The 26,268-nt window shown below is 71.2% G+C and carries 26 protein-coding genes; 13 read left to right on the top strand and 13 right to left on the bottom strand.

The features are described 5' to 3' along the window. Positions 1 to 76 precede the first annotated feature (76 nt). A complete protein-coding gene (locus ACTIF1_RS02600) occupies positions 77 to 886 on the top strand; it encodes an alpha/beta fold hydrolase (protein ID WP_439594808.1) in 810 nt (269 codons plus the stop codon). A 78-nt stretch (positions 887 to 964) separates the two neighbouring features. On the opposite strand, the gene ACTIF1_RS02595 is transcribed toward ACTIF1_RS02600, so the two are convergent. The 6 genes from ACTIF1_RS02595 to ACTIF1_RS02570 are packed head-to-tail and all read right to left on the bottom strand — an operon-like array spanning position 965 to position 8,519. Beyond that, the gene (locus tag ACTIF1_RS02595; RefSeq protein ID WP_439594807.1) at positions 965 to 2,203 is read right to left on the bottom strand and encodes a M20 family metallo-hydrolase; all 1,239 of its coding nucleotides are present in this window, start codon (positions 2,201 to 2,203) and stop codon (positions 965 to 967) included. Continuing rightward, positions 2,200 to 3,486, bottom strand: coding sequence for an ArgE/DapE family deacylase (locus tag ACTIF1_RS02590; RefSeq protein ID WP_439594806.1), 1,287 nt, complete (start codon positions 3,484 to 3,486; stop codon positions 2,200 to 2,202). Before ACTIF1_RS02590 ends, ACTIF1_RS02595 begins: the two co-directional genes overlap by 4 nt. Positions 3,487 to 3,493: 7 nt before the next feature. Continuing rightward, positions 3,494 to 5,095 carry an ABC transporter ATP-binding protein gene (locus ACTIF1_RS02585; RefSeq protein ID WP_439594805.1) on the bottom strand — a complete coding sequence of 534 codons (1,602 nt, stop codon included), beginning with the start codon at positions 5,093 to 5,095 and terminating at the stop codon, positions 3,494 to 3,496. Then, entirely contained in the window at positions 5,092 to 5,940 is an 849-nt protein-coding gene (locus ACTIF1_RS02580) for an ABC transporter permease (RefSeq protein WP_439594804.1), read from the bottom strand. The genes ACTIF1_RS02585 and ACTIF1_RS02580 overlap by 4 nt, the downstream gene beginning before the upstream one ends. Then, positions 5,937 to 6,923, bottom strand: a complete 987-nt coding sequence (locus tag ACTIF1_RS02575) for an ABC transporter permease (protein WP_439594803.1) — start codon at positions 6,921 to 6,923, stop codon at positions 5,937 to 5,939. The genes ACTIF1_RS02580 and ACTIF1_RS02575 overlap by 4 nt, the downstream gene beginning before the upstream one ends. Before the next feature lie 6 nt (positions 6,924 to 6,929). After that, positions 6,930 to 8,519 (bottom strand): ABC transporter substrate-binding protein, encoded by a 1,590-nt coding sequence (locus tag ACTIF1_RS02570; protein WP_439594802.1) that lies wholly within the window; start codon positions 8,517 to 8,519, stop codon positions 6,930 to 6,932. A gap of 89 nt (positions 8,520 to 8,608) precedes the next feature. On the opposite strand from ACTIF1_RS02570, the gene ACTIF1_RS02565 reads away from it, so the two are divergent. Together ACTIF1_RS02565 and ACTIF1_RS02560 are read left to right on the top strand one after the other, a co-directional pair. Then, positions 8,609 to 9,640 (top strand): histone deacetylase family protein, encoded by a 1,032-nt coding sequence (locus ACTIF1_RS02565; RefSeq protein ID WP_439594801.1) that lies wholly within the window; start codon positions 8,609 to 8,611, stop codon positions 9,638 to 9,640. A 31-nt stretch (positions 9,641 to 9,671) separates the two neighbouring features. After that, positions 9,672 to 11,177, top strand: a complete 1,506-nt coding sequence (locus tag ACTIF1_RS02560) for a YifB family Mg chelatase-like AAA ATPase (RefSeq protein ID WP_439594800.1) — start codon at positions 9,672 to 9,674, stop codon at positions 11,175 to 11,177. Between the two features lie 6 nt (positions 11,178 to 11,183). Here the strand turns inward: ACTIF1_RS02560 and ACTIF1_RS02555 are convergent, their stop codons facing one another. Next, positions 11,184 to 11,624: a winged helix-turn-helix transcriptional regulator gene (locus ACTIF1_RS02555; RefSeq protein ID WP_439594799.1), complete on the bottom strand. Its 441-nt coding sequence runs from the start codon at positions 11,622 to 11,624 to the stop codon at positions 11,184 to 11,186. A gap of 83 nt (positions 11,625 to 11,707) precedes the next feature. On the opposite strand from ACTIF1_RS02555, the gene ACTIF1_RS02550 reads away from it, so the two are divergent. Further along, positions 11,708 to 12,520, top strand: coding sequence for an oxidoreductase (locus tag ACTIF1_RS02550; RefSeq protein WP_439594798.1), 813 nt, complete (start codon positions 11,708 to 11,710; stop codon positions 12,518 to 12,520). A gap of 16 nt (positions 12,521 to 12,536) precedes the next feature. Here ACTIF1_RS02550 and ACTIF1_RS02545 read toward each other — a convergent pair whose 3' ends face one another. Continuing rightward, positions 12,537 to 13,232 carry a hypothetical protein gene (locus ACTIF1_RS02545; protein WP_439594797.1) on the bottom strand — a complete coding sequence of 232 codons (696 nt, stop codon included), beginning with the start codon at positions 13,230 to 13,232 and terminating at the stop codon, positions 12,537 to 12,539. A 179-nt stretch (positions 13,233 to 13,411) separates the two neighbouring features. Here ACTIF1_RS02545 and panC point away from each other — a divergent pair, with 179 nt between their 5' ends. Then, positions 13,412 to 14,239 (top strand): pantoate--beta-alanine ligase, encoded by an 828-nt coding sequence (panC, locus tag ACTIF1_RS02540; protein WP_439594796.1) that lies wholly within the window; start codon positions 13,412 to 13,414, stop codon positions 14,237 to 14,239. Here the strand turns inward: panC and ACTIF1_RS02535 are convergent. Both ACTIF1_RS02535 and ACTIF1_RS02530 read right to left on the bottom strand, forming a co-directional pair. Then, positions 14,236 to 14,709: a 2'-5' RNA ligase family protein gene (locus tag ACTIF1_RS02535; RefSeq protein WP_439594795.1), complete on the bottom strand. Its 474-nt coding sequence runs from the start codon at positions 14,707 to 14,709 to the stop codon at positions 14,236 to 14,238. The genes panC and ACTIF1_RS02535 overlap by 4 nt on opposite strands. Next, complete coding sequence (locus tag ACTIF1_RS02530) at positions 14,709 to 15,089, bottom strand: YraN family protein (RefSeq protein WP_439594794.1); 381 nt, start codon at positions 15,087 to 15,089, stop codon at positions 14,709 to 14,711. The genes ACTIF1_RS02535 and ACTIF1_RS02530 overlap by 1 nt, the downstream gene beginning before the upstream one ends. Positions 15,090 to 15,123: 34 nt before the next feature. On the opposite strand from ACTIF1_RS02530, the gene ggt reads away from it, so the two are divergent. Continuing rightward, positions 15,124 to 16,800, top strand: coding sequence for a gamma-glutamyltransferase (gene ggt / locus ACTIF1_RS02525; protein ID WP_439594793.1), 1,677 nt, complete (start codon positions 15,124 to 15,126; stop codon positions 16,798 to 16,800). Between the two features lie 49 nt (positions 16,801 to 16,849). After that, entirely contained in the window at positions 16,850 to 17,326 is a 477-nt protein-coding gene (locus ACTIF1_RS02520) for a CreA family protein (RefSeq protein WP_439594792.1), read from the top strand. A 3-nt stretch (positions 17,327 to 17,329) separates the two neighbouring features. Here ACTIF1_RS02520 and ACTIF1_RS02515 read toward each other — a convergent pair whose 3' ends face one another. The 3 genes from ACTIF1_RS02515 to ACTIF1_RS02505 are packed head-to-tail and all read right to left on the bottom strand — an operon-like array spanning position 17,330 to position 20,981. Next, on the bottom strand, positions 17,330 to 18,892 hold the full coding sequence (locus ACTIF1_RS02515) for a hypothetical protein (protein WP_439594791.1): 1,563 nt from the start codon (positions 18,890 to 18,892) through the stop codon (positions 17,330 to 17,332). Continuing rightward, positions 18,805 to 20,007, bottom strand: coding sequence for a mandelate racemase/muconate lactonizing enzyme family protein (locus ACTIF1_RS02510; RefSeq protein ID WP_439594790.1), 1,203 nt, complete (start codon positions 20,005 to 20,007; stop codon positions 18,805 to 18,807). Before ACTIF1_RS02510 ends, ACTIF1_RS02515 begins: the two co-directional genes overlap by 88 nt. Further along, complete coding sequence (locus ACTIF1_RS02505) at positions 20,004 to 20,981, bottom strand: Bug family tripartite tricarboxylate transporter substrate binding protein (protein ID WP_439594789.1); 978 nt, start codon at positions 20,979 to 20,981, stop codon at positions 20,004 to 20,006. Before ACTIF1_RS02505 ends, ACTIF1_RS02510 begins: the two co-directional genes overlap by 4 nt. A 133-nt stretch (positions 20,982 to 21,114) precedes the next feature. Here ACTIF1_RS02505 and ACTIF1_RS02500 point away from each other — a divergent pair, with 133 nt between their 5' ends. The 6 genes from ACTIF1_RS02500 (at position 21,115) to lexA (ending at position 26,093) form a co-directional block, all read left to right on the top strand. Continuing rightward, complete coding sequence (locus ACTIF1_RS02500; RefSeq protein ID WP_439594788.1) at positions 21,115 to 21,717, top strand: anthranilate synthase component II; 603 nt, start codon at positions 21,115 to 21,117, stop codon at positions 21,715 to 21,717. Continuing rightward, the gene (gene trpD / locus ACTIF1_RS02495; RefSeq protein ID WP_439594787.1) at positions 21,714 to 22,724 is read left to right on the top strand and encodes an anthranilate phosphoribosyltransferase; all 1,011 of its coding nucleotides are present in this window, start codon (positions 21,714 to 21,716) and stop codon (positions 22,722 to 22,724) included. The genes ACTIF1_RS02500 and trpD overlap by 4 nt, the downstream gene beginning before the upstream one ends. A gap of 17 nt (positions 22,725 to 22,741) precedes the next feature. After that, the gene (gene trpC / locus ACTIF1_RS02490; RefSeq protein ID WP_439594786.1) at positions 22,742 to 23,560 is read left to right on the top strand and encodes an indole-3-glycerol phosphate synthase TrpC; all 819 of its coding nucleotides are present in this window, start codon (positions 22,742 to 22,744) and stop codon (positions 23,558 to 23,560) included. Beyond that, on the top strand, positions 23,557 to 24,027 hold the full coding sequence (gene moaC / locus ACTIF1_RS02485) for a cyclic pyranopterin monophosphate synthase MoaC (protein WP_439594785.1): 471 nt from the start codon (positions 23,557 to 23,559) through the stop codon (positions 24,025 to 24,027). Before trpC ends, moaC begins: the two co-directional genes overlap by 4 nt. Further along, on the top strand, positions 24,027 to 25,232 hold the full coding sequence (locus ACTIF1_RS02480) for a molybdopterin molybdotransferase MoeA (protein WP_439594784.1): 1,206 nt from the start codon (positions 24,027 to 24,029) through the stop codon (positions 25,230 to 25,232). The genes moaC and ACTIF1_RS02480 overlap by 1 nt, the downstream gene beginning before the upstream one ends. Positions 25,233 to 25,370: 138 nt before the next feature. Next, on the top strand, positions 25,371 to 26,093 hold the full coding sequence (lexA, locus tag ACTIF1_RS02475) for a transcriptional repressor LexA (RefSeq protein WP_439594783.1): 723 nt from the start codon (positions 25,371 to 25,373) through the stop codon (positions 26,091 to 26,093). Positions 26,094 to 26,268: the final 175 nt, after the last annotated feature.

The raw sequence follows: 26,268 nt of genomic DNA, 5'->3' as shown, positions 1-26,268 counted from the left end.
TGCCAGCCGCGGCGGCGGCTGGGAAGCCGGCCGCTGCTGCGCCAGGATGCGGCCGCGATTCGAAGACGAGGCCCTGATGTCCGACGCCGCCCTGCGCCAGCCCCAGCCCGCCCCCGTGCCGGCCCAGATGCACCAGGTGCCGGTGCCCGGCGGCAGCCTGGCCTGCTGGGACACGGGCGGCGACGGGCCGGCCATTGTGCTGCTGCATCCCGGCACCGGCAGCCACGCCGTCTGGGGCTACCAGCAGCCGGTGCTGGCGGGCGCCGGCTACCGCGTCCTCGCCTATTCGCGGCGCAGCCATATGGGGTCCCCGGCCACCGAGGACCCCGGCTGCGCGGCCGAGGATCTGTTGGCACTGCTCGACCATTTCGGCATCGCGCGGGCGCATCTGCTGGGCTGCGCGGCGGGCGCCATCGTCGCCTGGGATTTCGCCCTGTCCTTCCCCGATCGCGTCGGGCGGATGGTGCTGGCCTGCACGCATATGGGGCTGGAGGATCCGGACTACGCCGCGCTGAGCGCCAGCCTGCGGCCCAAGGGCTTCGCCGAGATGCCGGGGCATTTCCGCGAGGTGGGGCCGAGCTATCGCGCCGCGAATCCGGAGGGCACGGCGGCCTGGCTGGCGCTGGAACACGCGGCGATTCCGGGCAAGCGGCAGGAACAGCGGCGGATGAACCGGCTGGATGTGGCGGCGCTCGGTCGGCTGGCCATGCCGGTGCTGCTGATCGGCGGCGATGCGGATCTCTGGGCGCCACCGCCGGTGTTCCGGATCTTCCACCGGGCGCTGCCGGGGAGCGAGCTGGTGATTCTGGCCGAGTGCGGGCATGCGGCGCAGTGGGAACAGCCGGAGGCTTTCAACAGCGCGGTGATCGCGTTTTTGGGGCGGTAACGCGCTGCCCCCACCCGGCCGCTGCGCGGCCACCCTCCCCCGCTTCGCAGGCGAGGGTCGGGGTGGGGGCCCGGCCCCCTACCCCTTCGCCACCCCCGCCGTCGCCAGAACCGCATCCGCCACCACCAGCAGCCCGGCCTCCGCCCATTCCGGCGTGATGCTCTCCGCCTCGTTGTGGCTGATGCCGCCATGGCAGGGGGTGAAGACCATCACCGTCGGCACGCGCCGCGCGCAGTAGACGGCGTCATGGCCGATGGCGGTCGGCATCTTCTGGTAGGTGATGTTGCGGGCCTGCGCGGAGGCCTCCAGCCGATCCACCAGCGTCTTCGCGAAGGGCGTGGCGGGTGAGATCCAGAAATCCTCCACCGCGACCTGAAGATTGCGGCGCGCGGAAATGGCGGCCGCCTCCCCGCGCAGCGTGGCAGCCAGCGCCGCCAGCTTGTGCTCGTCGTCATGCCGCGTATCCAGGCTGAACCAGACCTGGTCCGGCACCACGTTGCGGCTGTCCGGATGCACCGTCAGCCGGCCCACCGTCGCCCGCGCGCCGGCGGCCAGCGCGGCCTTCTCGATCGCAAGAATCATCTCGGCGGCGCCCATCATGGCGTCGCGCCGCCCGGCCATGACGCTGCCGCCATGCGCATTCTCGCCGGTCACCGTCACCTCGAACCAGTGCTGCGCCAGCGCATGGGTCACGATGCCGATATCGAGGCCAAGCTTTTCGAGTTGCGGACCCTGCTCGATATGCACCTCGAAATAGGCTTCGAGGTTCTGCAGCGCCGCCGGGTCGGCAGTGCCTGCCCAGCCAATGCGGGACAGTTCCGCGCCGAAGACGGCGCCGGTGCTGTCGGTCTTGGCCAGCACCTCGGCTTCCGGGAAGATTCCCATGGCGGCGCCACTGCCCATCATGGGCGGCGAGAAGCGGGCGCCTTCCTCATTGGTCCAGTTGATCAGCATGACCGGCGCCTCGGTCTCGATCCCCGCCTCATCCAGCGCGCGCAGGATTTCGAGGCCGACCAGCACGCCCAGCACGCCGTCGAATTTGCCGCCCGTCGGCTGCGTATCCAGGTGGCTGCCGATGGCGACAGGCTTGCGCGACGCGTCCCGCCCCGGCCGCGTCAGCGCCATATTGCCGAGACGGTCGAGGGTGAGCGTGGCGCCCGCCGCCTCCGCCTGGCGTTGCAGCAGCGCGCGGGCCTCGCCGTCGAGGTCCGTCAGCGTCTGCCGGTTGTTGCCACCCTTGGCCGTCGCGCCAATGCGGGCGAACTCCATCAGGCTGTCCCAGAGGCGGGCGCCGGAGGGTTTGAAATTTCCGGTCATGCGGATTCCACTCCACACCATTCGGCCATGGTGATCGCGATGGTGCGCGTGATGTCGTGCATCGAGTCCATGCCCACGCTTTCGTCGATGCCGTGGATATCCTGCGCATCCGGCCCGAAGCAGGCCACCGGTGTGTCCTGGTACAGCGTGAAGAAGCGCCCGTCCGTGAGCCCCGTCGCCGGATACTTGCGAAGTTCGTGGCCGGTGAGGTCGGCGAAGTTCGTCATGGAGGCCTGCACGATCTCCGACTGCATGTCGAAGATGCAGGGCTCCGCCATGAAGCCCTTGAATTCCAGCTTCACCTTGGCGCCCTTCAAGGCGCCGTCGCCGCGTGCGGCTTCCACAATGCGCTCAATATCCTGGCGCACGCTGGCCGCCGTATTGCCCATCATCACGCCGACCCGCAGGCCGAGCGTGGCGCGCGTGGGCACCGAGGAATTCCACTCGCCGCCCGTGAAGGTGCCGAGGTTGACGTTCACCGGGTGGTTCACGCCGCGAAAGCTGGGATGGATCAGCTCGCCGCGATTCATGTCGCGCTCATAGGCCTCGAAGCGGGTCCAGATGGACATGGCCGCCTCCACCGCATTCACCCCCGCCTGCTTGTCCCGCACATGCGCCGGCCGCCCCGTGACGGTGACCCAGGCCCAGACCACGCCGACCTCCGCGCTGTACATGGCGGGCAGGCCGGGGCCGGGTTCGGGGATGATCACCGCATCGGTCTTCGGCAGCGCCAGCATGCAGGCCAGCGCGCCATTGCCGGTGCATTCCTCCTCGATCACGGACTGCATCTGCACCTCCGCCGCCGGCTGCAGCCCGGCCAGCTTCAGGGCGCGGAAGGCGGTGATGTAGGAGAGGATGCCGGCCTTCATGTCGCCGGCGCCGCGGCCATACATGCGCCCCGCCCGAATCTCCGGCGCATAGGGCGGCGTGGTCCATTCATCCTCGGCGCCTTCCGGCACCACGTCGACATGGCCCTGCAGGGCGAGCGAGCGGCCCCTGGCTTCGCGCGGGCGATGGACGGCCACCACATTGTCCCGCCCCTCATAGCCCATCAGCGGCGGAGAAAATCCCGGATGGCTGGCGAGCGCCGCCGGGTCCGTCGCCACGCGCCGCGGCGCCAGGCCGAGCGATTCATAGACGCGCGCCATCTCGTTCAGCGCCGAGGCCTCGTTGCCCAGGGTGGAGGGGCAGCGCACCAGGCGCATCAGCCCCTGCTCCCCCTCCACGCGCAGCGAATCGCAGGCCTCCAGGATGGCGCGGCGGGCGCCCGGGTCGAGTTTCATAGGGACCTCAAGTGATATCGGGCGGAGTCCAGCCCCTTCCGGGGATGCTGTCCAGCAGCTGCCGCGTATAGGCATGGGCGGGCGCCCCGAAAACCTGCGCCGTCTCCCCCATCTCGACGATCGCGCCGCGCTGCATCACGGCGATGCGGTCGCAGATCTGCGCGGCCACGCGCAGGTCATGCGTGATGAAGAGCATGGTCAGGCCCAGGGTGCGGCGGATCTCGGCCAGCAGCTCCAGCACCTGCGCCTGCACGGAGACATCCAGCGCCGAGACCGGCTCATCCGCGATCAGCAGTTCGGGCTCCATGGCCAAGGCCCGCGCGATGCCGATGCGCTGGCGCTGCCCGCCGCTGAACTCGTGCGGGAAGCGGTCCATGGCGCCGGCATCGAGCTGCACCAGCCGCAGCAGGTCCCGCGCCCGGTCCAGCGCGGCGGCGCGCGGCGTGCCATGGGTGATCGGCCCCTCCGCGATGATCTCCCCCACCTTGCGGCGCGGGTTCAGCGAGGCGAAGGGGTCCTGGAAGACCATCTGGATGCGTTTTCGGAACGGCTTCCAGGCCTCGCGTGACAGGGGGCGCAGGTCGCTGCCGTGGAACAGCATCTCGCCAGCATCGGGCTTCACCAGATTCACGACGCAGCGGGCCAGGGTGGACTTGCCGCTGCCGGATTCGCCGACCAGGCCGAGCGTCTCGCCCTGGCGCAGCACGAAATCCGCGTCATGCACGGCACGCACCTCGACGCGCGGCGCGAACCAGCCGCCGCGACTGTAGGTCTTCGCGATGCCGCGCGATTCCAGCACCGTGGTGCCGCCGATCCCGGGCCGTGCCGCCGGCGTGCCATGCGGCACGGCGGCGATCAGCGCCTGGGTATAGGTGTGCTGCGGGCGGTTCAGGATTTCCGCCGCGGGCCCCTGCTCCACAATGCGGCCCAGCTGCATCACCGCGACGCGGTCGGCGATTTCCGCCACCACGCCGAAATCATGGGTGATGAACATCACCCCCATGCCGCGGCGCGACTGGATCTCGCGGATCAGGCGCAAGATCTGCATCTGCGTCGTCACGTCGAGCGCCGTGGTCGGCTCATCCGCGATCAGCAGCGCCGGCTCCAGCGCCAGGGCCATGGCGATCATCACCCTCTGCCGCTGGCCGCCGGAGAGGCGGAAGGGGTAGGCCCGGGCGAGGGAGGCCGGGTCCGGCAGGTTCACCGCCGCCAGCAGTTCGGGCACGCGGTCCTTGGCGCGGCCCGCCTCGCCGTGGACGGAAAGCGCCTCCGCAATCTGGTCGCCGACACGCATCAAGGGGTTCAGCGCCGTCATCGGCTCCTGGAAGATCATCGCCATGCGGCTTCCGCGCAGCGCGCGCAGCTGTTCCGGCGTCTGCGCCGTCAGCTCCGTCTCGCCGAGCCAGATGCGCCCGGCGCGGCGCGGCAGGCCGGGTGGCAACAGGCCCATCACGGCATTGGCGGTGATGGATTTGCCGGAGCCGGATTCACCGACGATGCAGAGGATCTCCCCGGCATCGACATGCAGCGAAATGTCGTGGACCGCATCCTTGCGATCGCCGCCGGGCGGCAGCGCGACGGTCAGCTTCTCGACCCGCAGCAGGCTCATGCCCTGGCCGCCCCACGCTGGCGCGCCAGGCGCGGGTTCATCGCATCCGACAGCCCCTCCCCCACCAGGTTCAGCGCCAGCACGGTCAGGAAGATGGCGACGCCGGGAAAGACGCTCATCCACCAGGCTAGGCGGATCACGGAACGGCCGGAGCCGATGAGGAAGCCCCAGGTCATCAGGTTGGGATCGCCGAGGCCGAGGAAGGACAGCGCCGATTCCAGCAGGATCGCATTCGCCACCATCAGCGAGGAGAGCACGATGATGGGCGACAGCGCATTGGGCAGGATGTCCTCCAATACGATGGCCAGCCGGGACTTGCCGAGGACCTCCGCCGCCTGCACGAATTCGCGGGAGCGGAGGGAGAGGAATTCGGCGCGCACCACGCGGGCCACCGGCGGCCAGGAGACGACGGCGATGGCGAAGACGACGGAGGAAATGGTGGGCGTGAAGATCGCAACCAGCAGGATCGCCAGCACGAAGCTCGGGATGGTCTGGAAGAATTCGGTGAAGCGCATCACCAGGTCATCCGCGACACCGCCCAGATAGCCCGCCACCGCGCCGAGCGAGACGCCAAGCGCCAGCGCCACCACGGTGGAGACGGCGCCCACCAGCAGCGAGATGCGCGCGCCATGCGCGATGCCCGCCGCCACATCGCGCCCCAGGCTGTCCGAGCCCAGCAGCATGTCCATCTCGCCCGGCGGCATGAAGGGCGCCGCCACCATGTCCCAGGGACTGTCGGGAAAGATCAGCGGCGCGCCCAGCGCCATGACCAGCACCAGCAGCAGGACCACCAGCCCCACCACGGCGCCCTTGTTGCGCGCATAGCGCCGCGCGAAATCCCTCAACCGCTGACCTCCACGCGCGGATCGATGACCGCATAGAGCAGGTCCGTCACCAGGTTGAAGAGCACCACCATGACGGAGGTGGCGAAGAAGACGCCCAGCAGCACGGGATAGTCGCGCGCCAGCAGCGCCTCGAAGGCCAGGCGCCCGATGCCCGGCCAGGCGAAGACCGTCTCCACCAGGATGGAGCCGCCGATCAGCTGGCCGGCCTGGATGCCGGCGAAGGTGATGACCGGCAGCAGCGCATTGCGCAGCACATGGCGACGCACGACCTGCCCCTCCGGCACGCCCTTGGCACGCGCCGTCTTGACGAAGTCCTGGTCCGCCACTTCCAGCATGGTGGCCCGCGTCAGCCGCGCATAGACCGCCATGTAGAACAGCCCCAGCGTCAGCGCCGGCAGCACCAGGTGCTTGGCCAGATCGGGCACGCGGGCGAGGCCCGTGATATCGGCGCCCACCGTCATCATGCCGAAGCTCGGCAGCCATTCCAGCCAGACGGAGAAGACCAGCACCAGCATCAGCCCGACCCAGAAGATCGGCGTCGCATAGAAGGTCAGGGCGAGGACGGTGATGACGCTGTCCGCCCAGCGACCGACCCGCCCCGCGGCCAACGCGCCCAGCGTGACGCCAAGGCCGATGGCAAACAGAAACGCCGCGCCCGTCAGCAGCAGCGTCGCCGGCAGCCTTTCCCAGATCAGGGCGGCAACGCCCACCTGCTGCCGATGGCTGAAGCCGAGATCCAGCGTCAGCACGCCCTTCACATAGATCCAGAGCTGCACCAGCAGCGGCCGGTCCAGGCCGAATTGTTCGCGCAGCTGCGCGATGAAGCGCTCATCCGCCGCACCGGACTGCCCGGCAATCACGCTGGCCGGATCGCCGGGCGCGGCGTGAATCAGGAAGAAATTGCAGACGACGATCGCCAGCACGACGATCGCCGCCTTCACCACCCGCCGCAGCAGGAATCCAGGCAGCAGCGAGGGGTCCACGCTGGCTCAGGCCGTCAGGAAGACGTCGTCGTAGCTGGCATGCACGCCGGTGCCGAGCTTCACGGGGTTCTGCACCTTTTTGTCGTGGATGGTCGGGAAGGCCATTTCCATCAGCCAGATCTGCGGCACCTCCTCCACCAGGATCTTTTGCACTTCGCTGAAGGCCGCGGCACGCTCGGGCGCCGTCTGCGCCTCTCGCGCCGTGGCAAACAGCGCATCCACGCGCGGGTTCGAATAGCCGCCCGTATTGGTGAAGGTCACCTTCTGGATATTGGAGGAGACATAGGTGCGCTCCACGCCCAGCGTCGGGTCGCCGAACTGGTAGACGAAGTTGATCGAGGTCTCGTATTCCCAGGCGCCGATCCGCCGCGCCCAGGACCCGGCATCGGTGCTTTCCAGCTCCAGGTTGATGCCGACCTGGCGCAGCGACTGGCGCAGGTATTCCGAAAGCCGCGTCCAGATCTCGCCATAGGGCAGCACGAGATGCTTGATGGTGGTGCGCACGCCCTGGGCATTGGGGCGCAGCCCCGCGGCATCCAGAAGCTGGGCGGCGGCGCGCGGGTCGAAGCCGGGCAGCTTCACATTGGCATCGTGGAACTTCGTCGTGCTCGCCACCGGATTGGTCGCCGGCTTGCCGACGCCGAACCAAAGCCGCTGGGCGATGAAGTCGCGGTTGATGGCGCGCGAGATCGCCTGCCGCACCCGCACATCCGCCAGCGCCGGCACGCGATGATTGGTCTCGATCCAGGAGAGCGGGGAGAAATACTCCCACCCATCGGTGCGCACTTCCAGGTTCGGCCGCGCGCGCATCGCCGGCACGTCGAAGGGCTCGATATCGCCGGCGGCCGTCATCATCACCTGGCCGGTCTCCAGCGCCAGGCGGCGGGACTGGCTGTCAGGGACGATGCGGTAGATGATCGCGTCCAGATAGGGCTGGCCCGGCTTCCAGTAGTCCTCGAACCGCTCCAGCCGGATGAAGTTGCCGCGCTGCCACTCCGCGAACCTGAAGGGCCCTGTGCCGACCGGACGCTGCACCGCGGGAGCCGTGCGATAGTCCTGGCCGTCGAAGAGGTGCTTCGGCACGATGGCGCAGGCGGTGACGTCGAACATCAGCAGGAAGGGCTCGAAGGGCGCCTTCAAGGTCAGCGCGACGGTATGCGCATCCGGCGCCTCCGCCTTGTCGATCCGGCTGAAGATGGCGCGTGCGCGGGGCGCCACCTCCATATGGAACTTCATGATGGAGAAGATCACGTCCTCCGCCGTCATCGGGCGGCCGTCGTGGAACTTCACGTTCTGGCGCAGCCTGAAGGTATAGGTCAGCTTGTCGTCCGACAGCGACCAGCTCTCGGCCAGCTCCGGCATCGGCTCCAGCGTCGGGCTGAACTTGATCAGGCCCTGGAAGATCTTGCCGGCCGCGATCAGCGTCGGGCCCTGGTTGTTCACGCCGATCTGCAGCACCGGCGGCTCCGGCTGCAGGATGGTGGTCAGCGTGCCGCCGCGGCGCGGCGCGATGCCCTGGGCGCGGGCATCGGCCACGCGCATCAGGACGGGTGCTGCGGCAGTCGCGGCCATCAGGCCACGGCGCGTGATGCTCATTTTGCGAAGGCCCCCATGATCTTGCGCGAAGGCTAACGCTCGCCGGGCCGCATGGACAAGGCGGCATTCGCGCCTCTACCGTTCGGGGCATGAAGACATTCGCCGATCCTGCCCAGGAATTGCACAGCCCGCGCTTCTTCCTGCAGCGCGGGCAGGTTCGCGCCAATTACGAGGTGCCGGGCCGCGCCGCCTCGCTGGAGGCCGGGCTGCATCGCCTGGGCCTGGCCCCCACCACGCCGCCCCCCGCCCCGCGCGCGGCGCTGGAGGCGGTGCACCCCGCGGCCTATCTGGACTTCCTGCGAGATGTCCATGCGGCCTGGAGCGCCCTGCCCGGCGCGGGGCCGGAAGTGGTCGCGAATATCCACCCGACGCCCGAAATGCTGGCACAGGGCGCGCCGGTGCCGCAGGGCCTGGTCGGCAAGGTGGGATGGTACACGGCCGATGCCGGCTGCCCGATCGGGCCGCATACCTGGCAGGCCTCGATCGGCGCCGCCGCCTGTGCGCTCGCCGCGGCCGAGGAAGCCGCACAGGGTCGCAGTGCCTATGCGCTCTGCCGCCCGCCAGGCCACCACACCTATGCGGCGCGCGCCGGCGGCCATTGCTACCTGAACAACGCGGCCATCGCGGTGGAGGCGCTGAAGCGCGCCGGCGCGCAGCGCGTCGCCGTGCTGGATATCGACAGCCACCACGGCAATGGCACCCAGGGCATCTTCTGGGAGAGGCCGGACGTGCTGACCGTCTCGGTCCATGGCGACCCCTCGGGCTACTATCCCTGGTTCATCGGGCATGCCGAGGAACGGGGCGGCGGTGCCGGGATCGGCTGCAACCTGAACCTGCCCCTGGCGCAGGGCAGCGGCGATGCCGTCTGGCTCGCCGCCATCGGCACCGGTCTCACCGCCATCGGCAATTTCGGCGCGGATGCGCTCGTCGTCTCGCTCGGCTTCGATGCCAGCGCGCAGGAGCCGCTGAATTTTCTCTCCGTCACGGCGGATGGCTTTGCCGAGGCCGGGCGGATGATCGGGGCCGCGCGGCTGCCGGCCGCGATCATCCAGGAGGGTGGCTACAACGTCGAACTCCTCGGCACGCTGCTGGAGCGGTTCCTGACCGGATACGGCGGTTGATCTAGACCCGAAAAGAATCAACCCTGGGTGCGTGAGTTCCATCGCACGCATCCAGACCTTCGCCTTCGCGGGCATCGAGGCCCTGCCCGTCGAGGTGCAGGTGCAGATCGCGCCGGGCCTGCCCGCCTTCCTCATCGTCGGCCTGCCGGACAAGGCCGTGGGCGAATCGAAGGAAAGGGTGCGTGCGGCGCTGACCGCCATCGGCCTCTCCCTGCCGCCGAAACGTGTCCTCGTGAACATGGCCCCCGCCGATATCGCGAAGGAGGGCAGCCATTTCGACCTGCCCGTGGCGCTGGGCGTGCTGGCGGCGATGGAAGTGCTGCCGCGCGACGAGCTGCACGACTTCGCCGCGCTGGGGGAGCTGGCGCTGGATGGCAGCATCGCCCCCGTGGCCGGCGTGCTGCCCGCGGCCATGGCGGCCTCGGCCCGCGAACTCGGCCTGGTCTGCCCCGCGAGCCAGGGACCGGAAGCCGCCTGGGCCGGGCGCATCCAGGTGCTGGCACCGCCCGACCTGCCCTCCCTCATCAACCACTTCCGGGGCATCCAGACCCTGAGCCAGCCGGTGCCGCCGCGGCTGGAGGATGCGCCCTGGAGCGGCCCCTGCCTCAGCCAGGTGCGCGGCCAGGAAAGCGCCAAGCGGGCGCTGGAGATCGCGGCCGCCGGCGGCCACAACCTGCTGATGGTCGGCCCGCCGGGTGCGGGCAAATCCATGCTCGCCGCCCGCCTGCCCGGGTTGTTGCCCGACCTGACGCCGGCCGAGGCGCTGGAGATTTCGCTCGTCCATTCGGTGGCCGGCATGCTGACCGAGGGCCGGCTGCTGAAGCGCCCGCCCTTCCGGGACCCGCACCATTCGGCCTCCGTCCCCGCCTTGGTCGGCGGCGGCGCGCGCGCGCGGCCGGGGGAGATTTCGCTGGCGCATCTCGGCGTGCTGTTCCTGGATGAATGGCCGGAATTCCCGCGCGCGGCGCTGGAGGCGCTGCGCCAGCCGATGGAGACGGGCCGCACCACCATCAGCCGCGCCAATGCGCATGTGACCTATCCGGCGCGCTTCCAATGCGTCGCCGCCATGAACCCCTGCCGCTGCGGCCATCTCGGCGAGCCCGCCCGCGAATGCGCCCGCGCGCCGGGCTGCGGCCAGGACTACCAGCAGCGCCTCTCCGGCCCGCTGCTGGACCGGATGGATGTGGTGATCGAGGTGCAGCCCCTGCCCGCCGCCGAACTCACCCGCGCACCGCCCGGCGAGCGGACGGAGGTGGTGGCCGCCCGTGTCGCCGCGGCGCGCGAACGCCAGCGCGCAAGGGGTCTCGCCCGCTGCAATGCCGAGGCCGAGTGGGATGCGCTTCAGCCGCTGGCCGAGGCCGAGGCGCTGGCCTTGCTCGAGACGGCGGCGACGCGGCTGCGCCTGTCCACCCGCGGCCAGGTGCGCACCCTGCGCGTCGCGCGGACCATCGCCGATCTTGCGGCGGTCGAACGGGTCGGCCGCGGCCATGTGGCGGAAGCGCTGGCCTTCCGGCACCGGATGCCCGGCCGGGGCTGAGTCCCATCAAGCCCCGTCCGGGGCGCGCATCCGGATCGGCCGGCCGCCGAGCGGGACGCCGGTCACGGCATCGATCGCCACCGGCTCGATCTCCGCGCCGGTCTCCGCATCCACGAAGCGGGCGAGACCGCCACCGCGATGCCGCCGCGCCCAGGCGCCCAGCAGCATCAGCACCGGCAGGAAGTCGCGCCCCGCCTCGGTCAGCACATACTCCTCCCGCGGCGGCCTTTCCGAATACAGCCGCCGGGCCAGCAGCCCGTCCTGCGTCAGCGCCGCCAGGCGCTTGGTCAGCATGGTCGGCGCGATGCCGAGGTTCCGGCGGAACTGGTCGAAGCGCGTCAGCCCGCGATGCGCGTCCCGCAGGATCAGCATGCTCCAGGCATCGCCGACCGCGGCGAGGCCGCGTGCAACCGGGCATTCGGGAGGGGGGCTGTCGTGCTTGTCCATATCTTTTCAGTAGTGACTTGGTATCTTTTTGATAGTATCAGCCGGGGCAGCGGCCTTCCAGCCCCGAATGAGAGATCCATCAGATGAGCACGACACAGAACCGCATCGCCCTGGTCACGGGCGCCTCCTCCGGCATCGGCCTGGCCAGCGCCCTCGCCCTGGCCCGCGCCGGCTACCGGGTCTTCGGCACCAGCCGGAAGCCGGTGGCGGCAGCGCCGGGCGTGACGATGCTGGTCTGCGACGTCACGGATGCGGCCTCGGTGGCGGCCCTGGTGGCCGAGGTGATGCGCCAGGCCGGCCGCATCGACCTCCTGGTGAACAATGCCGGCATCGGGCTGATCGGCGCGGCGGAGGAATCCTCCATGGGGCAGGCACAGCGTGTCTTCGACGTGAACGTCTTCGGCGTGGCGCGCGTCGCGCATGCCGTGCTGCCGATCATGCGCGCGCAGAAGGGCGGCCGGATCGTGAACATGAGCTCGATCCTCGGGCGGATCCCCGCGCCCTTCAACGCCTTCTACGCCGCGACCAAGCATGCGATCGAGGGCTACTCGGAATCGCTGGACCATGAGGTGCGGGAATTCGGCATCCGCGTGGTGCTGGTCGAGCCGGGGCTGACGCGCACCGCCTTCGAGGAGAACCTGACCCGCGCCGACCAGCCCCTGCCCGTCTTCGCGGCGCAGAGCGCGCGCAGCCAGGCGCTGATGCGCCAGGGGGTCGAGGCCGGGGATGCGCCGGAGGTGGTGGCGGAGATGGTGGTGCGCGCCGCCACCGCCCCGAGGCCCCGGCTGCGCTATACGGCTGGCCGGCAGGCGACCCAAGTCGGCCGGCTGCGCCGCTTCTTGCCGGAAGCCATGGTCGACAAGGCCTTGCGCAAGTTCAACGGCCTGCCGGCCTGATCCTGGCGCGGCCGCCCTACCCCTTGGGCAGCCCCGGGCCAGGCGCGGGCCGCGGTGCCGGCGCGGCATCGGGCCCGGGCATGGTCGGGTCGAGGCCGCCCCGCGGCAGGTCCGGCGCCGTCGGGTCCAGCCGGCGGGCCGGCGGCGGGGCGCCGCGGCTCGGGTCCAGGTCCACCCCGGCACCGTTGCGCTGGCGCATCTCCGCCGTGCAGGCCGCCATATGCGGCAGGCTGGCCGCGGTGCCGCGAAGCCCAAAGTCCCAGGCGACGCCGGTGGCGAAGCGGATGCTTGCGGCGCTGGCATTGGCGAAGGCGACGACGAAGTTGCGGATTTCCGTCGGGTCGCTGGCGATCGGGCCGGCCGCGCCGCCCAGGCCGCTGCGCGCGTTGAAGTCGCCGAAGTTGAAGGTGACGGGGTAGCTGTTCTGCCCGACGCGGATCATCGCCTGCTGACCGCGCAGCCGGTCCAGCCGCATGTCGCGGCCACCCAGGAACAGGTGCAGGCCGGTGGTGTTCAGCATGAAGGAGACGGTGCGGCCGCTGGCGGGAAAGCGCGTATCCCAGGAACACCAGGCCCGCTGGCCGGGCGTCTGCACCAGCTTCACCGTCCATTGCCCGCTGCTGCGGCGCCAGATTTCATTGGCCTCCGCCGAGCCCATCCAGGTGGTGCAGGCCAGGATCGACAGGCCGATCAGCCGCGCGGCAATCCGCATTCCTTCATTCTCCGTTGCTGAGGCAGTCGAACGGTAACGGTTGTCCCGCCGCCTCGTCACCACGACGCCCCTACACGGACGCGGCATGTCGCGGCCGGGCGGCTGGTCTGCGTCGCCCGGGCTTGCCGCGGCGCCGGCCCTCCCGCAATCGGGCGGCCTTGGGCTCAGGGGGAACCGCCATGCAGATCATCCGCGACCTCGCCACGCTGCGCACCGCCAGCGCGGCGGCCCGGCGCGACGGGCGCCGCCTGGGCCTGGTGCCGACCATGGGCGCGCTGCACCAGGGGCATCTCGCGCTGGTCACGGCAGCGCGGCAGGTGGCGGAGACGGTGGCGGTCTCGATCTTCGTCAACCCGCTGCAATTCGCCCCCACCGAGGATCTGTCCCGCTATCCGCGCGACGAGGCGGGTGATCTCGCGAAGCTGCGCGAGGTGGGCTGCGACATCGTCTGGATGCCGGATGTGCCGACCATGTACCCGCCCGGCAGCGCCACGCGCATCGAGGTGGCAGGCCCCGCCCTGGGTTTCGAGGGCACCGCGCGGCCCGACCATTTCCGCGGCGTCGCCACCGTCTGCACAAAACTTTTCAGCCAGAGCCAGGCGGATGTCGCGGTCTTCGGGGAGAAGGACTGGCAGCAGGTGCAGGTGGTCTCGCGGGTGGTGGCCGACCTCGACCTGCCGATCCGGATCCTGCCGCATCCCACGGTGCGGGAGGCGGATGGGCTGGCCTGCTCCTCCCGCAATATCCGCCTGACGGCGGACCAGCGCGCCTTGGCGCCGCTGCTGCCGCGGCTGATGGTGACGGCGCTGGACGCCATCCGCGCCGGCGCCGCGCCGGGCCCGGTGCTGGAACGGGCGACGCGGCAATTGCGCGAGGCCGGCTTCGCGCCGGACTATCTTGCCCTCGTGCAGCCGGACACGCTGGCGGACTGGCAGGGCGGGCCGGGGCGGCTGCTGGCGGCGGCGAAGCTGGGGGATGTGCGGCTGCTGGACAATATGGCGCTTTAGCCTGCCGCCATTTCCCGCCGCGCCAGCACCAGGGGCGGCGGGAAGCGCACCAGCTCCAGTGCCAGGCCGCGCCCCGCGATGGGGCCGGTCCAGCCGGCCAGGGCAGCGTCCAGATCGACCCCGTCCTGGGCGAGCGTCGCATGCAGCACCCAGGCGCCGGGTTGGACATGCGGATGCAGCACCCCCGCCGGCACCGCTGCCGCCAGGGTGGCGTGCAGCGCCAGCAGGGCGGGCGTCACCACCGGGGCCAGGAACAGGACGGTGGGCGGACCGGGGAAGAGGCCGAAGCTGGCGAAGGTCAGATCCACCGCCGCCGCCTCCGCGGCCGCCATCGCCCTGGCGAGGTCGGCCTCGGCCGCATCCTCCCCGCGCAGCAGGGTGATGTGCGGCGCATAGACCAGCCGCGTGCCGAGCCGGGCCAGTGCGGCCTCGGCCTCGGCATCCAGCCGCAGGATCACCCCGACCGGCATCAGCCCATGGCCCGGAAGGCATCGGCGATCCGCCGCACCCGGCCCTGCCCGTCCACCAGCAGCACGTCGAAGCGCACGCCGGCCGCGCCATGGCCGGGATTGGCCGCCATCCAGGCCTCGGCGGCCGCCATCAGCCGGGCCTGCTGGCGCGGGCCGAGGGCGAAGGCGGCCTCCGCCAGCGTGGCGCGGGCTTTCACCTCGACGAAGACCAGAAGCCCGTCGCGCTCCACCACCAGGTCGATCTCGCCGGCGCCTGTCCTGATGCGGCGGGCAAGCGCCGCGAATCCCTCGGAGGCCAGGGCGGCCTCGGCGGCGGCCTCCGCCTGGCGGCCGCGCGCCTCGGAAGCTTGTCGTCGCTGCATGACGCTGGGGTCGGGCATGGCCTAGACTAGGCGCATCAGGCGGGTGGTCCCAATGGCGCTTCGAGTCCTTCTGCTGCTTCTCCTCGCCTTTCCAGCCCTGGCGCAGCCCGCGCAGCGGCACATGGCGGCGACCGCCAATCCGCACGCCAGCGAGGCGGCGCGCCAGGTGCTGCGGGAGGGCGGCGGCGCGCTGGATGCCGCCATCGCCGCCGCGGTGATGCTGACGCTGACGGAGCCGCAGGCGAGTGGCATCGGCGGCGGCGCCCTGCTGCTGCACTATGACGGCGAAAGCCAGTCGATCGCTGCCTGGGATGGGCGGGAAACGGCGCCGGCGGCCGCCACGCCGCGCCTCTTCCTGAACCCGGATGGCAGCCCGATGCGCTTCGCGGAGGCGATGGAGGGCGGCCGCAGCGTCGGCGTGCCCGGCCTGCTGCGGATGCTGGAGGCAGCGCACCAGGCCACCGGCCGCCTGCCCTGGGCACGGCTGCTGGCGCCGACCATCGCCCTGGCCGAGCAGGGTTTCACCGTCTCCCCGCGCATGGCGGCGGCCATCGCGGCCAATGCGGAACCGCTGCGCCGCGATCCCGGCGCGCGGGCCTATTTCTTCGCCGAGGACGGCCGCCCCCTGCCCGCCGGCCACACCCTGCGCAACCCGGCCCTCGCCGCGACGCTGCGGCAGGTGGCGCAGCAGGGGGCGGATGCGCTGCATCGCGGCACGCTGGCCGAGACCATCGCCGCCGCCGTGCAGGGCCATGCCAATCCCGGCGGGATGACGGCCGCCGATCTCGCCGGCTATGCGCCGGTGCTGCGGCCTGCCGTCTGCGCGCCCTATCGCGCCTTCCGCATCTGCGGCTTCGGCCCGCCGAGTTCCGGCGGCGTCGCGGTCGGCCAGATCCTGGGTGTGCTGGAGCATTTCGACCTGCAGGGCCTGGACCCGCTGGGGGCGGATGCCGCGCATCTGCTGGGCGAGGCCGGGCGCCTCGCCTTTGCCGATCGCAACCTCTATCTGGCCGATGCCGACTTCGGCCGCGTGCCCGTCGCCGGGCTGCTGGAGGAACCCTATCTCACCGCCCGCGCCCAGCTGGTGGACCGCGAGCGCGCCATGGCCCCGCCGCGCCCGGGCAATCCGCGCTGGCGGCTGGCCGGGCTGGCGCCGCAGCCGGCGGAACATGGCAGCGGCACCAGCCATATCTCCGTCGTCGACGGCTTTGGCGACGCCGTCTCGATGACCTCGACCATCGAAGCGGTGATGGGCAGCCGGATCTTTGTGGGCGGCTTCCTGCTGAACAATGAGCTGACCGACTTCAGCTTCGTGCCGGAAGTGGATGGCCGCCCCGTCGCCAATCGCGTCGAGCCGGGCAAGCGGCCCCGCTCCTCCATGTCGCCCACCATCGTGCTGGATGGCGGTGGGCGGCCCGTGCTGCTGGTGGGCAGCGCCGGCGGCGCGCGCATCATCGGCCATGTGGCACAGAGCCTGGTGGCGATGCTGGACTGGAACCTCCCGCCCGAGGCGGCGCTGGCCCTGCCGCGCATCGGCGTGGTGGGCACGGCGGGGGTGGAGCTGGAGGCCGGCACCGCGGCCGCCGCCCTGGCGCCGGCGTTGGAGGCCCGCGGTCATCGCGTGGATGTGCGGGAGATCAATTCCGGCCTGACCGCGATCCGCATCACGCCGCACGGTATCCTCGGAGCTGCCGACCCCCGCCGCGAAGGCGTCGCCCTTGGCGACTGACCCCTTTCACCCCTTGGCCCCAAGCCCGGCCCCACGAAGGATCCGCCCCATGCTCCGCCTTCCTGCCCTCCTCCTGCTCGCCGCCACTTTCGCCTGGGCCCCGGCCCGGGCGGAGGAGACGAAGGAGATCGGCCATGTGAACACGGCCATCACCAATCTCGGCCTGACCCGCAGCCACCGGGTCGTGGTGGAACGCTTCACGGATCCCGAGGTGCGCGGCGTCTCCTGCTACATCAGCCAGGCGCGCACCGGCGGCCTCTCCGGCATGCTGGGCGTGGCGGAGGACCCGGCCCGCTTCGCGCTGAGCTGCAGCGCCACCGGCCCGGTGGAGATCCAGCCCGGGGCGCGGCGCGGCGACCGGGGCGAGGTGGTCTTCGAAAGCAGCACCAGCCTGTTCTTCAAGGAAACCCGCGTGCATCGCTTCGTGGATGAGGAGCGCAATGCGGTGGTCTACCTGGCCTGGAGCACGCGGCTGATCGACGGCTCGCCCTATAACGCGGTGGCCGTGGTGCCGGTGCACCAATAAGGGTCAGGGCCAGCAGCGGGCCATCGCCTCCGGCTGGATCTCCCGCATCACCGGCGCCGCGATCAGCGGCGCCAGCTCCGGCTCCGGCCAGGGCACCACGTAATGCGACCAGTCGGTGGCGTCGAAGACCGACTGGGCCGCGGCCTCGGGCAGGGAGCAGTCGCGGCTGGAGGGCCAGGGCGGGCGGGTGAGGATGGAAGCCTCCATCCCCTGCCCCAGCGCCGCCACCAGCAGCAGCCCGGCGAGCAGCCCGCGCCGCCAGCCCGCCGCGCCCTGCAGGGCCGCGCCCGCGGCCACAGCGAGGATCGCGAGCGGGGCGATGCCGGTGCGCATCGTCATCTCATTGCCCGGCCCGAAGACATAGAGCGGCAGCAGCACCAGGATCAGCAGCCCCGCCGCCAGCAGCCGCGACCGCAGCAGCAGCAGCACGGCCAGTGCCACCAGCCCGAATTCCAGACCCAGGAACAGCGCCAGCCGCGGCAGCACCGCCAGCCCGTGTTCCGCCAGCAGCGCCCCATGCGGGATGGCGCTGGAGCCGGCGGCGAGGAACCAGGCCAGCGGCACGGCCAGCAGCAGGCCGAGCCAGTTCACCGGCCCCGCCAGCGCCGCGCGCCACAGCCCGCCGGAGAGCGCGGCCACCGCCGTCATCAAGCCCGCCCCCAGCGCGCCGAGCGGTGACCAGGCCGCCGCGGCCGCCAGCGGCAGCGCCGCCACAGCCAGGAAGCGCGGCTGCCGCGCATGGCGCAGCAACAGCAGCGCCGGAATCCAGGCCGGCAGCGCATGGTTCGGCACCCAGAGCAGCAGGGTGGCATGCCCGGAATACTGGAAGATGCGCGCCCACCATTCGCCGCCACGTTGCCAGTAGCTGAGCAGCCCGTCGCCCTCCGTCACGTCGAGGAAGACATTGGGCAGCAGGTCCAGCCCCCCGAAGGTGAGGAAGACCAGTACCAGCCAGCGCGCCCGCAGCCCCGCCTGCCGGGCGAGTGCCACCAGCAGCGCCAGCACCAGCGCCAGGCCAAGCGCGGTCCAGGCAAAGAGCGCCGCCTCCGCCACCGCCAGCCCGCCGACCCGCCCGGCGAGCGCGGCCGGCATGTAGTAGCCGAGCGGCGCCCGCAGCAGCCGCACCACATCCCCCACCACATAGCCCACCGGCCAGGGCCCGGTGGCGAGGTCGTGCAGCACCGCGTCGCGGATCTGCCAGTCCACGGCGGCATAGAGGAGGTGGTGGGTGCCGCTGCTGCCGAATCCCCAGGCGAGGCCACCCGCCAGGCAGGCCAGCGTCGACGGGCCCGAAAGCGGCCAGCCGCCGCGCCAGCCGGGCATGAGCGCGAAGCCCGCCAGGCCGATGGCCAGAAAGCCCAGCCACCAGGGCGCCGCGAAGAATCCGCCGCCAAAGATCAGCGCCGGCGCCAGCAGATAACCGACGCAGGCCAGCAGCAGCCGGTCCGGCGCAGCGCCGCCGAGCGCCGTGTCGAGGTTCAGCCGCGGCTTTCGCGCATGGTGGCCCGCTTGCGCGTATCCGGCTGCAGCTTCGTGCCCAGCCCCGGCCCCTGCATCGGGAGACAAAAACCCTTCTCCAGCCGGGGCAGTTCCGTCACCAGGTCGCGATACCAGGTGGCCAGCGTCGCGCGCACCACCTCCTGGAAGATCGCCGTCGCCGCGTGCAGGGCGAAGTGCAGGCTGGCGACCAAGGTCACCGGCCCCGTGCAATCGTGCGGGGCCACCGGGCGGGCCCAGGCCTCCGCCAGCGCCGCGATCTTCCGCGCTTCCGTCAGGCCGCCGCACCAGGTCAGGTCCACCATCACTACGTCGGTGGCGCCTGCCACCAGCAGGTCCCGGAACGCCACCTTGCCGCCGAGGGTTTCGCTGGCGCAGATCGGCATGCCTGGCACGGCGCGGCGCAGCTCCACCAGGGCGGCCGTGTCGTCCATCTTGCCGATCGGGTCCTCCACCCAGAAGGGCTTGATGGGGGCCAGCGCCTGGCAGATGCGGGTGGCGGCGGGGAGGGAGAAGATGGAGTGCAGCTCCGCCATCACCTCCATCCGGTCGCCCACCGCGCGGCGGACTTTTTCGAAGGGCTCCATGCCCTTCTTCAGATCCTCCAGGTTCATCAGCTGGCCGCCGGAGGCCGGGGCGTAGACGTCGAAGGGCCAGATCTTCATCGCCGTGAACCCTTCCTCCAGCAGGGAATGCGCCAGCTCGTCGGCGCGCTGCATGAAGGCGACCTGGTCGTCATAGGGGCCGATGGCGGCCTCCCCGGCGCGGATATCCCGGCGATCCTTGGCGCTGTTGTAGTCGTAGCCGGCGCAGGTGTTGTAGGCGCGGATGCGGTCCCGGCTCAGCCCGCCGAGCGCCTCGTGCACCGGCACGCCGAGCCGCTGGCCCATCAGGTCCCACAGCGCGATATCGACGGCGGAGGCCGCGCGCATCTCGGCCGAGGAGGCGCCGAAGCCGACATAGGGCGTCATCAGGTGGCGGTGGATGCGCTCGATGTTTCGCGAGTCCTGGCCGAGCAGGTAGGGGGCCACGAGTTCGTGGATCTGGCCCTCGACCGCCGCAGCACCGCGAAAACTCTCGCCGAGGCCGGTCAGCCCCTCTGCCGTCTCGATCTCGACCCACAGGATATTGGCGCGTTCGGGGACGCGGAGCGTGCGGACGCAGGTGATGGTGGAGGGTGTCATTCGGCGCGGATTCCCTGGCGGCGGACCACATCGGCCCAGCGGGCGACCTCTGCCCGCACATGCATCCCCATCGCCTCCGGCGTGCCGCCCAGCGGCGCCACGGCGAGCTCCGCCATGCGGGACCGCACGCGGGGGTCGGAGAGCGCCTGGTTGAAGGCGGCGTTCAGCGCGGCGATGGCGGCCGGCGGCGTGCGGGCCGGCGCCATGAAGCCGAACCAGCTGTCGATCGCCATGCCCGCCACGCCCTGCTCGGCGAAGGTCGGCACATCCGGCAGCTCCGGCAGCCGTTCCGCGCTGACGGCGGCCAGGCCGCGCACGGTGCCGGCGCGGAGATGCGGCAGGATGGAGGGCAGGTTGTCGAAGAAGACGTCGATCCGCCCGCCGATCAGGTCCGTGATGGCGGGGCCGGAGCCGCGATAGGGCACATGCACCATCTCGATCCCCGTCACCGCCCGCAGCAGCTCCGGACCCAGGTGGTTCGAGGCGCCGACGCCGGAGGAGCCGAAGCTGATGCCGCCGCGCTGGCTGCGGGCGAGCGCCAGGAATTCCTGGACGTTCCGCGCCGGCAGGTCGCGCCGCACCGCCATCACGTTGCGCACCGCGCCGGTCAGGATGACGGGGGCGAAGTCGGCCAGCACGTCGTAGCCGGCATTGGCATAGAGCGCGGGATTGGCGCCGCAGGGTCCGAAGGCGCATTGCAGCAGCAGCGTGCCATCCGCCGGGCCGCGCGCCACCTCCACCGTGCCGATATTGCCGCCGGCGCCGGCCTTGTTCTCCACCACCGCTCCACGCGGCAGATGGGCGGAGGCGGCCTCGGCCAGGACACGTGCGACGATGTCGCTGGTGCCACCGGGGGCGAAGGGGACGAGGATGCGGACCGGGCGGTCCGGCAGGTCCGCCGCGAAAGCGCTTCCGGCGCCCAGCAGGACGACGAGCACCGGCAGCAGCCGGCGCATGAAAGGCTCGATGACCATGTTTCCCCCGCCAACCCTTGTGGTTGTTGCGGGCAAGCTACGCCCCGCGCCGCGGCCCGCGGAAGCCCGGCAGAGGCCGGCGAGGTGGCCCTGGCTTGATTCCCCCGCGTTCCGGGACAAAAGTCACCTGATCATGATCCTCCTGATCGACAACTACGACAGTTTTACGTTCAATCTCTACCACTTCCTCGGTGATCTTGGGGCAGTGGCTGAGGTTCGGCGCAATGATTCCCTCTCGGTGCAGGCCGCGATGGACCTGCGGCCGGAGGCGATCGTGCTTTCGCCAGGCCCTTGCACGCCGAATGAGGCCGGCATCTGCCTCGACCTGATCGGCGCGGCCGCGGAAGCGCGCATGCCGCTTCTGGGCGTCTGCCTCGGCCACCAGGCCATCGGCCAGGCCTTTGGCGGCCGCGTGGTGCGGGCGCCGGAGCCGGTGCATGGCAAGGTCTGGGAGGTGACTCATGGCGGCACCGACATCTTTGCGGGCGTGCCCTCCCCCTTCCGGGCCACGCGCTACCATTCCCTGGTGGTGGAGGACCTGCCCGAGACGCTGATCCCCACCGCTCGCACCGCGGATGGCCTGGTGATGGGCCTCGCCCATCGCGACCTGCCGATCTGGGGCGTGCAGTTCCACCCCGAGAGCATCGCCAGCGAGCACGGCCACGACCTGCTTCGCAACTTCCTGGCCCTCGCGACGCGGCGAAACACCTTCGCCTCCACGACCGCGGCAGCATGAAAAAAATCCTTGCGAGGCTCGCGGCAGGCGAAAAGCTGGCGGAGAGCGAGGCGGAGGTTGCCTTCGGCATGATCATGGCCGGCGAGGCGACGCCGGCGCAGATCGCCGGGCTGCTGATGGCCATGCGCGTCCGCGGCGAGACGGTGGCGGAGATGACCGGCGCGGTCCGGGCCATGCGGGCACGGATGGTGGCCGTGGAGGTGCCGCCCGATGCCATGGATATCGTCGGCACCGGGGGCGATGCCGCGGGCACGCTGAACATCTCGACCGCAGCCGCCCTGGTGGTGGCCGGCTGCGGCGTGAAGGTGGCCAAGCACGGCAACCGCGCACTGTCCTCGCGCTCCGGCGCCGCGGATGCGCTGTCCGCCCTTGGCATCCCGGTGATGGAAACGCCGCTGGAGGCGCTGCCGCGGGTGCTGGAGGAGGCCGGGATGGTCTTCCTGATGGCGCCCCGCCACCATTCGGCGCTGCGCCATGCCGCCGGCCCGCGCGTTGAGCTCGGCACGCGCACCATCTTCAACCTGCTCGGCCCGATGGCGAGCCCGGCGCGGGTGACGCGGCAGATGACCGGCGTCTTCGCCCCCGAATGGCTCCGCCCGATGGCCGAGACGCTGGCGCGGCTGGGGACGGAACGCGCCTGGCTGGTGCATGGCATGGGCCTTGATGAGCTGACGCTGGCCGGTCCCTCCCAGGTGGTGGAACTGCGCGACGGGCGCATCCGGGAATTCGAGGTGGCGCCGGAACAGGCCGGCCTGCCGCGCGCCCCGACCTCGGCGCTCAAGGGCGGCGATCCGGCCGAGAATGCCGCGGCCCTGCAGGCGCTGCTGGAGGGGACGCCAGGCGCCTATCGCGATTGCGTCCTGCTGAATGCGGCGGCAGCCCTTGTGGTGGCGGGCCGGGTGGACGACATCCGCGCGGGCGTGCCGCTGGCCGCCACCTCCATCGACAGCGGCGCGGCCCTGGCCGTGCTGAACCGGCTGCGATCCAGCGCGGCCGTGCCCCCCTGACCCGAGCACCCTCCCCGATGAACGTCTCCTCCCCCGTCGTCTCCGATACGCTGGCCCGCATCCTCGCCGACAAATACGAGGAGGTGCGGGAGCGGTCCGCCGCCATGCCGCTCTCCGAGATCGAGAGCCAGGCCCGCCACGCCGCCCCGCCGCGCGACTTCACCGGCGCGCTCTGCGCCGCCGTGGCGGAAGGCCGGGTCGGGCTGATCGCCGAGATCAAGCGCGCCTCCCCCTCTGGCGGGCTGATTCGCGAGCCCTTCGAGCCGGCCGAGCTGGCCCGCGCCTATGAGGCCGCCGGCGCCGCCTGCCTCTCCGTGCTGACCGACGCGCCCTGGTTCCAGGGCGACCTCGGCCACATGGTGCAGGCGCGCGCGGCCTGCGCGCTGCCGGTTCTGCGCAAGGACTTCATGGTGCATCCCTGGCAGGTCTTCGAGGCCCGGGCCATGGGGGCGGATGCCATCCTGCTGATCCTGGCGGCCCTGTCGGACGAGCAGGCGCAGGAGCTGGAGGATATCGCCCGGTCGCTGGACATGGCGGTGCTGGCCGAGGTGCATGACCAGCGGGAGCTGGACCGGGCGCTGGGGTTGGAGACGCGGCTGATTGGGGTGAATAACCGGAATCTCAAGACCTTGGTGACAGATCTTGCAACCTCGGATGAGCTGATCCCGCAGATCCCGGCCGATCGCATCCCGGTCGGCGAAAGCGGCATCCGCACGCCGGAGGATGTGCGCCGCATGTGCCGCGCCGGCGCCCGCTGCCTGCTGGTGGGCGAGCACCTGCTGCGCCAGCCGGACGTGGAAGCGGCGGCGCGCGAGCTGATCACCGCGATCGAATGACCCTCACCCATTTCGACGCGGCCGGCGCGGCCGCCATGGTCGATGTCTCGGACAAGGCGGCGACGCATCGGGTGGCGGTCGCCCGTGGCCGCATCACCATGGCGCCCGAGACGCTGGCGCTGATCCGCCAGGGCACGGTCGGCAAGGGCGATGTGCTGGGCATCGCCCGCATCGCCGGCATCATGGCCGCCAAGCGCACCAGCGACCTGATCCCGCTCTGCCACCCCCTGGCCCTGGCCAAGGTGACGGTGGACCTCACCATCGCCGAGCCGGATGCGGTGGAGATCGAGGCGCTCGCCAAGGTCACCGGCCAGACCGGGGTGGAGATGGAGGCGCTGACGGCGGTGACGGTGGCCGCGCTGACCGTCTACGACATGTGCAAGGCCGCCGATCGCGGCATGCGGATCGAGGCGGTGCGCCTGGTGCATAAATCCGGCGGAAAGTCGGGGGTTTACGAGTCGGCCTGATGATCCCGCTCGAAGAAGCTCGCGCCCGCATCCTGGACGCCCTCCGCCCCACGGCGGCGGAGACGGTGGCACTTGCCGAAGGTTGGAATCGCGTGCTGGCCCAGCCCGTGGTGGCGCGGCTGACCCAGCCGCCGGCGGATGTTTCCGCCATGGATGGCTATGCGGTGCGTGCGGCGGATGCGGTTCTCGGCGCAACCCTCGCCGTGGCAGGGGCCGCACCGGCCGGGCATCCCTATGCGGGCCAGCTCGCCCCCGGCCAGGCAGTCCGCATCTTTACCGGCGGCTTCGTGCCGGAGGGCGCGGACGGGATCCTGTTGCAGGAGGATGCCGAGGCACGGGACGGGGCGGTGGAGGTGCGGGAGGCGGTTCAGCCCGGCCGCTGGATCCGCCGCCGTGGGCTCGACTTCTCTTCGGGCGAAACCCTGCTGCCGGCCGGGCGGCGGCTTTCCGCCCGCGACATCGGGCTGGCGGCGGCGGCCAACCACCCCTGGCTCGCCGTGCATCGCCGGCCGCGCATCGGCATCCTGGCCACCGGGGACGAGATCGCCCTGCCGGGCGAGCCGATTCCCCCGGGCGGCATCGTCAGCTCCAATGCCCATGCCCTGGCCGCCCTGGTGCGCGCGGGTGGCGGCGATCCGCTGGTGCTGCCGATCGTGGCCGATGACCGGGACGCGATCGCCGCCGCGGCCGCCGCCGCGCGGGGCTGCGACCTGCTGGTGACCACGGGCGGCGCCAGCGTCGGCGAGCACGACCTGATCCAGGCGGCGCTGGGCGAGCAGGGATTCGCCCTCGACTTCTGGAAGATCGCGATGCGGCCGGGGAAGCCGCTGATCTGGGGCCGGCTCGGCGCCACGCCGGTGCTGGGCCTGCCGGGCAATCCGGTCTCGGCGTTGGTCTGCGGCGTGCAGTTCCTGCTGCCGGCGCTGGCCGTCCTCTCCGGCCTGCCTGCCGCGCCGCTGCCCACGATCCTGGTCCGCGCCGGCACCGCCCTGCCCGCAAACGACCGCCGATTCGACCATCTGCGGGCGACTCTGCATCTCGATTCGGCCGGCCACACCGTGGCGACGCCCTTCCCGCAGCAGGACAGTTCCATGCTCGCGAACCTGGCGCGGGCGGAGGCGCTGATTCTGAGGCCGGCCCTGGCCCCGGCGCTGCCGGAGGGGGCCGAGGTGCCGGCCATTCCGCTGGGGCAATACGGCATCTGAGCCACCGATCTGCCTGCATTTGTGGCAGGTCGTGTGGAAAACATTTGACGCCCGAGCAGGAACCTACATAGAACATCCATGCCGGTTGCTTGTTTGTTCGGGGCCATCCAGGTCCGCCTGCCGGTGCTGGAGAAAACCATGCTCACCCGCAAGCAGCACGAATTGCTCATGTTCATCGACAAGCATCTGCGCGCGACCGGGTTCTCCCCCTCCTTCGAGGAGATGAAGGAGGCACTGCGGCTGAAGTCGAAGTCGGGCATCCATCGGCTGATCACGGCGCTGGAGGAGCGCGGCTTCCTGAAGCGCCGCGCGCATCGGGCCCGGGCGCTGGAGGTGGTGCGCCTGCCGGAGAATGTGGCGCCGCGCCGCGCCGAGGCCCCGCCCGCCCCGGCCCCGGCCCAGCCCGCCTTCACGCCGAATGTCATCCGCGGACATTTCGCGCCGGGCCTTTCCGGTGTGCAGAAGGCGGCGAACGAGGCGGGGTCTGTGGCCTTGCCGCTCTATGGCAGGATCGCCGCCGGCATGCCGATCGAGGCGACGCGGGACACGGCGATGGTCGATGTGCCGGCGGCGCTGCTGGGCGGCGGGGAGCACTACGCGCTGGAAGTGGCCGGCGATTCGATGGTGGAGGCCGGGATCCTGGACGGCGACACCGTCATCATCCGCCGCGGCGATACGGCCGATAACGGCGCCATCGTGGTGGCCCTTGTCGATGACCAGGAGGTGACGCTGAAGCGCCTGCGCCGGCGCGGCAATTCGGTGGCGCTGGAGCCCGCGAACCGGGCCTATGAGACCCGGATCTTCGGCCCGGACCGCGTCCGGGTGCAGGGCCGGCTGATCGGCCTGCTGCGCCGCTACTGAGGGTCGGGAGCCCCTCAGTAGGGGTCCCATTCCAGCTTGCGCGCATTGCGCCAGGCGTGCAGCCGCTGCCAGGCCAGCATCGTCATGGCGCCGGTTGCCAGTCCGACGCCCAGCATCAGGACCATCGTCATCGCATTTCCTCCTGGCCTCACTATTCCGTGATTTTCGGCCTTGG

This window comes from Falsiroseomonas sp. (genome assembly GCF_051860665.1).
Taxonomy (GTDB): Bacteria; Pseudomonadota; Alphaproteobacteria; order Acetobacterales; family Acetobacteraceae; genus Falsiroseomonas.
Note: the sequence above shows the minus strand (reverse complement) of the source record. Positions and strands in the feature narration are given on the sequence as shown.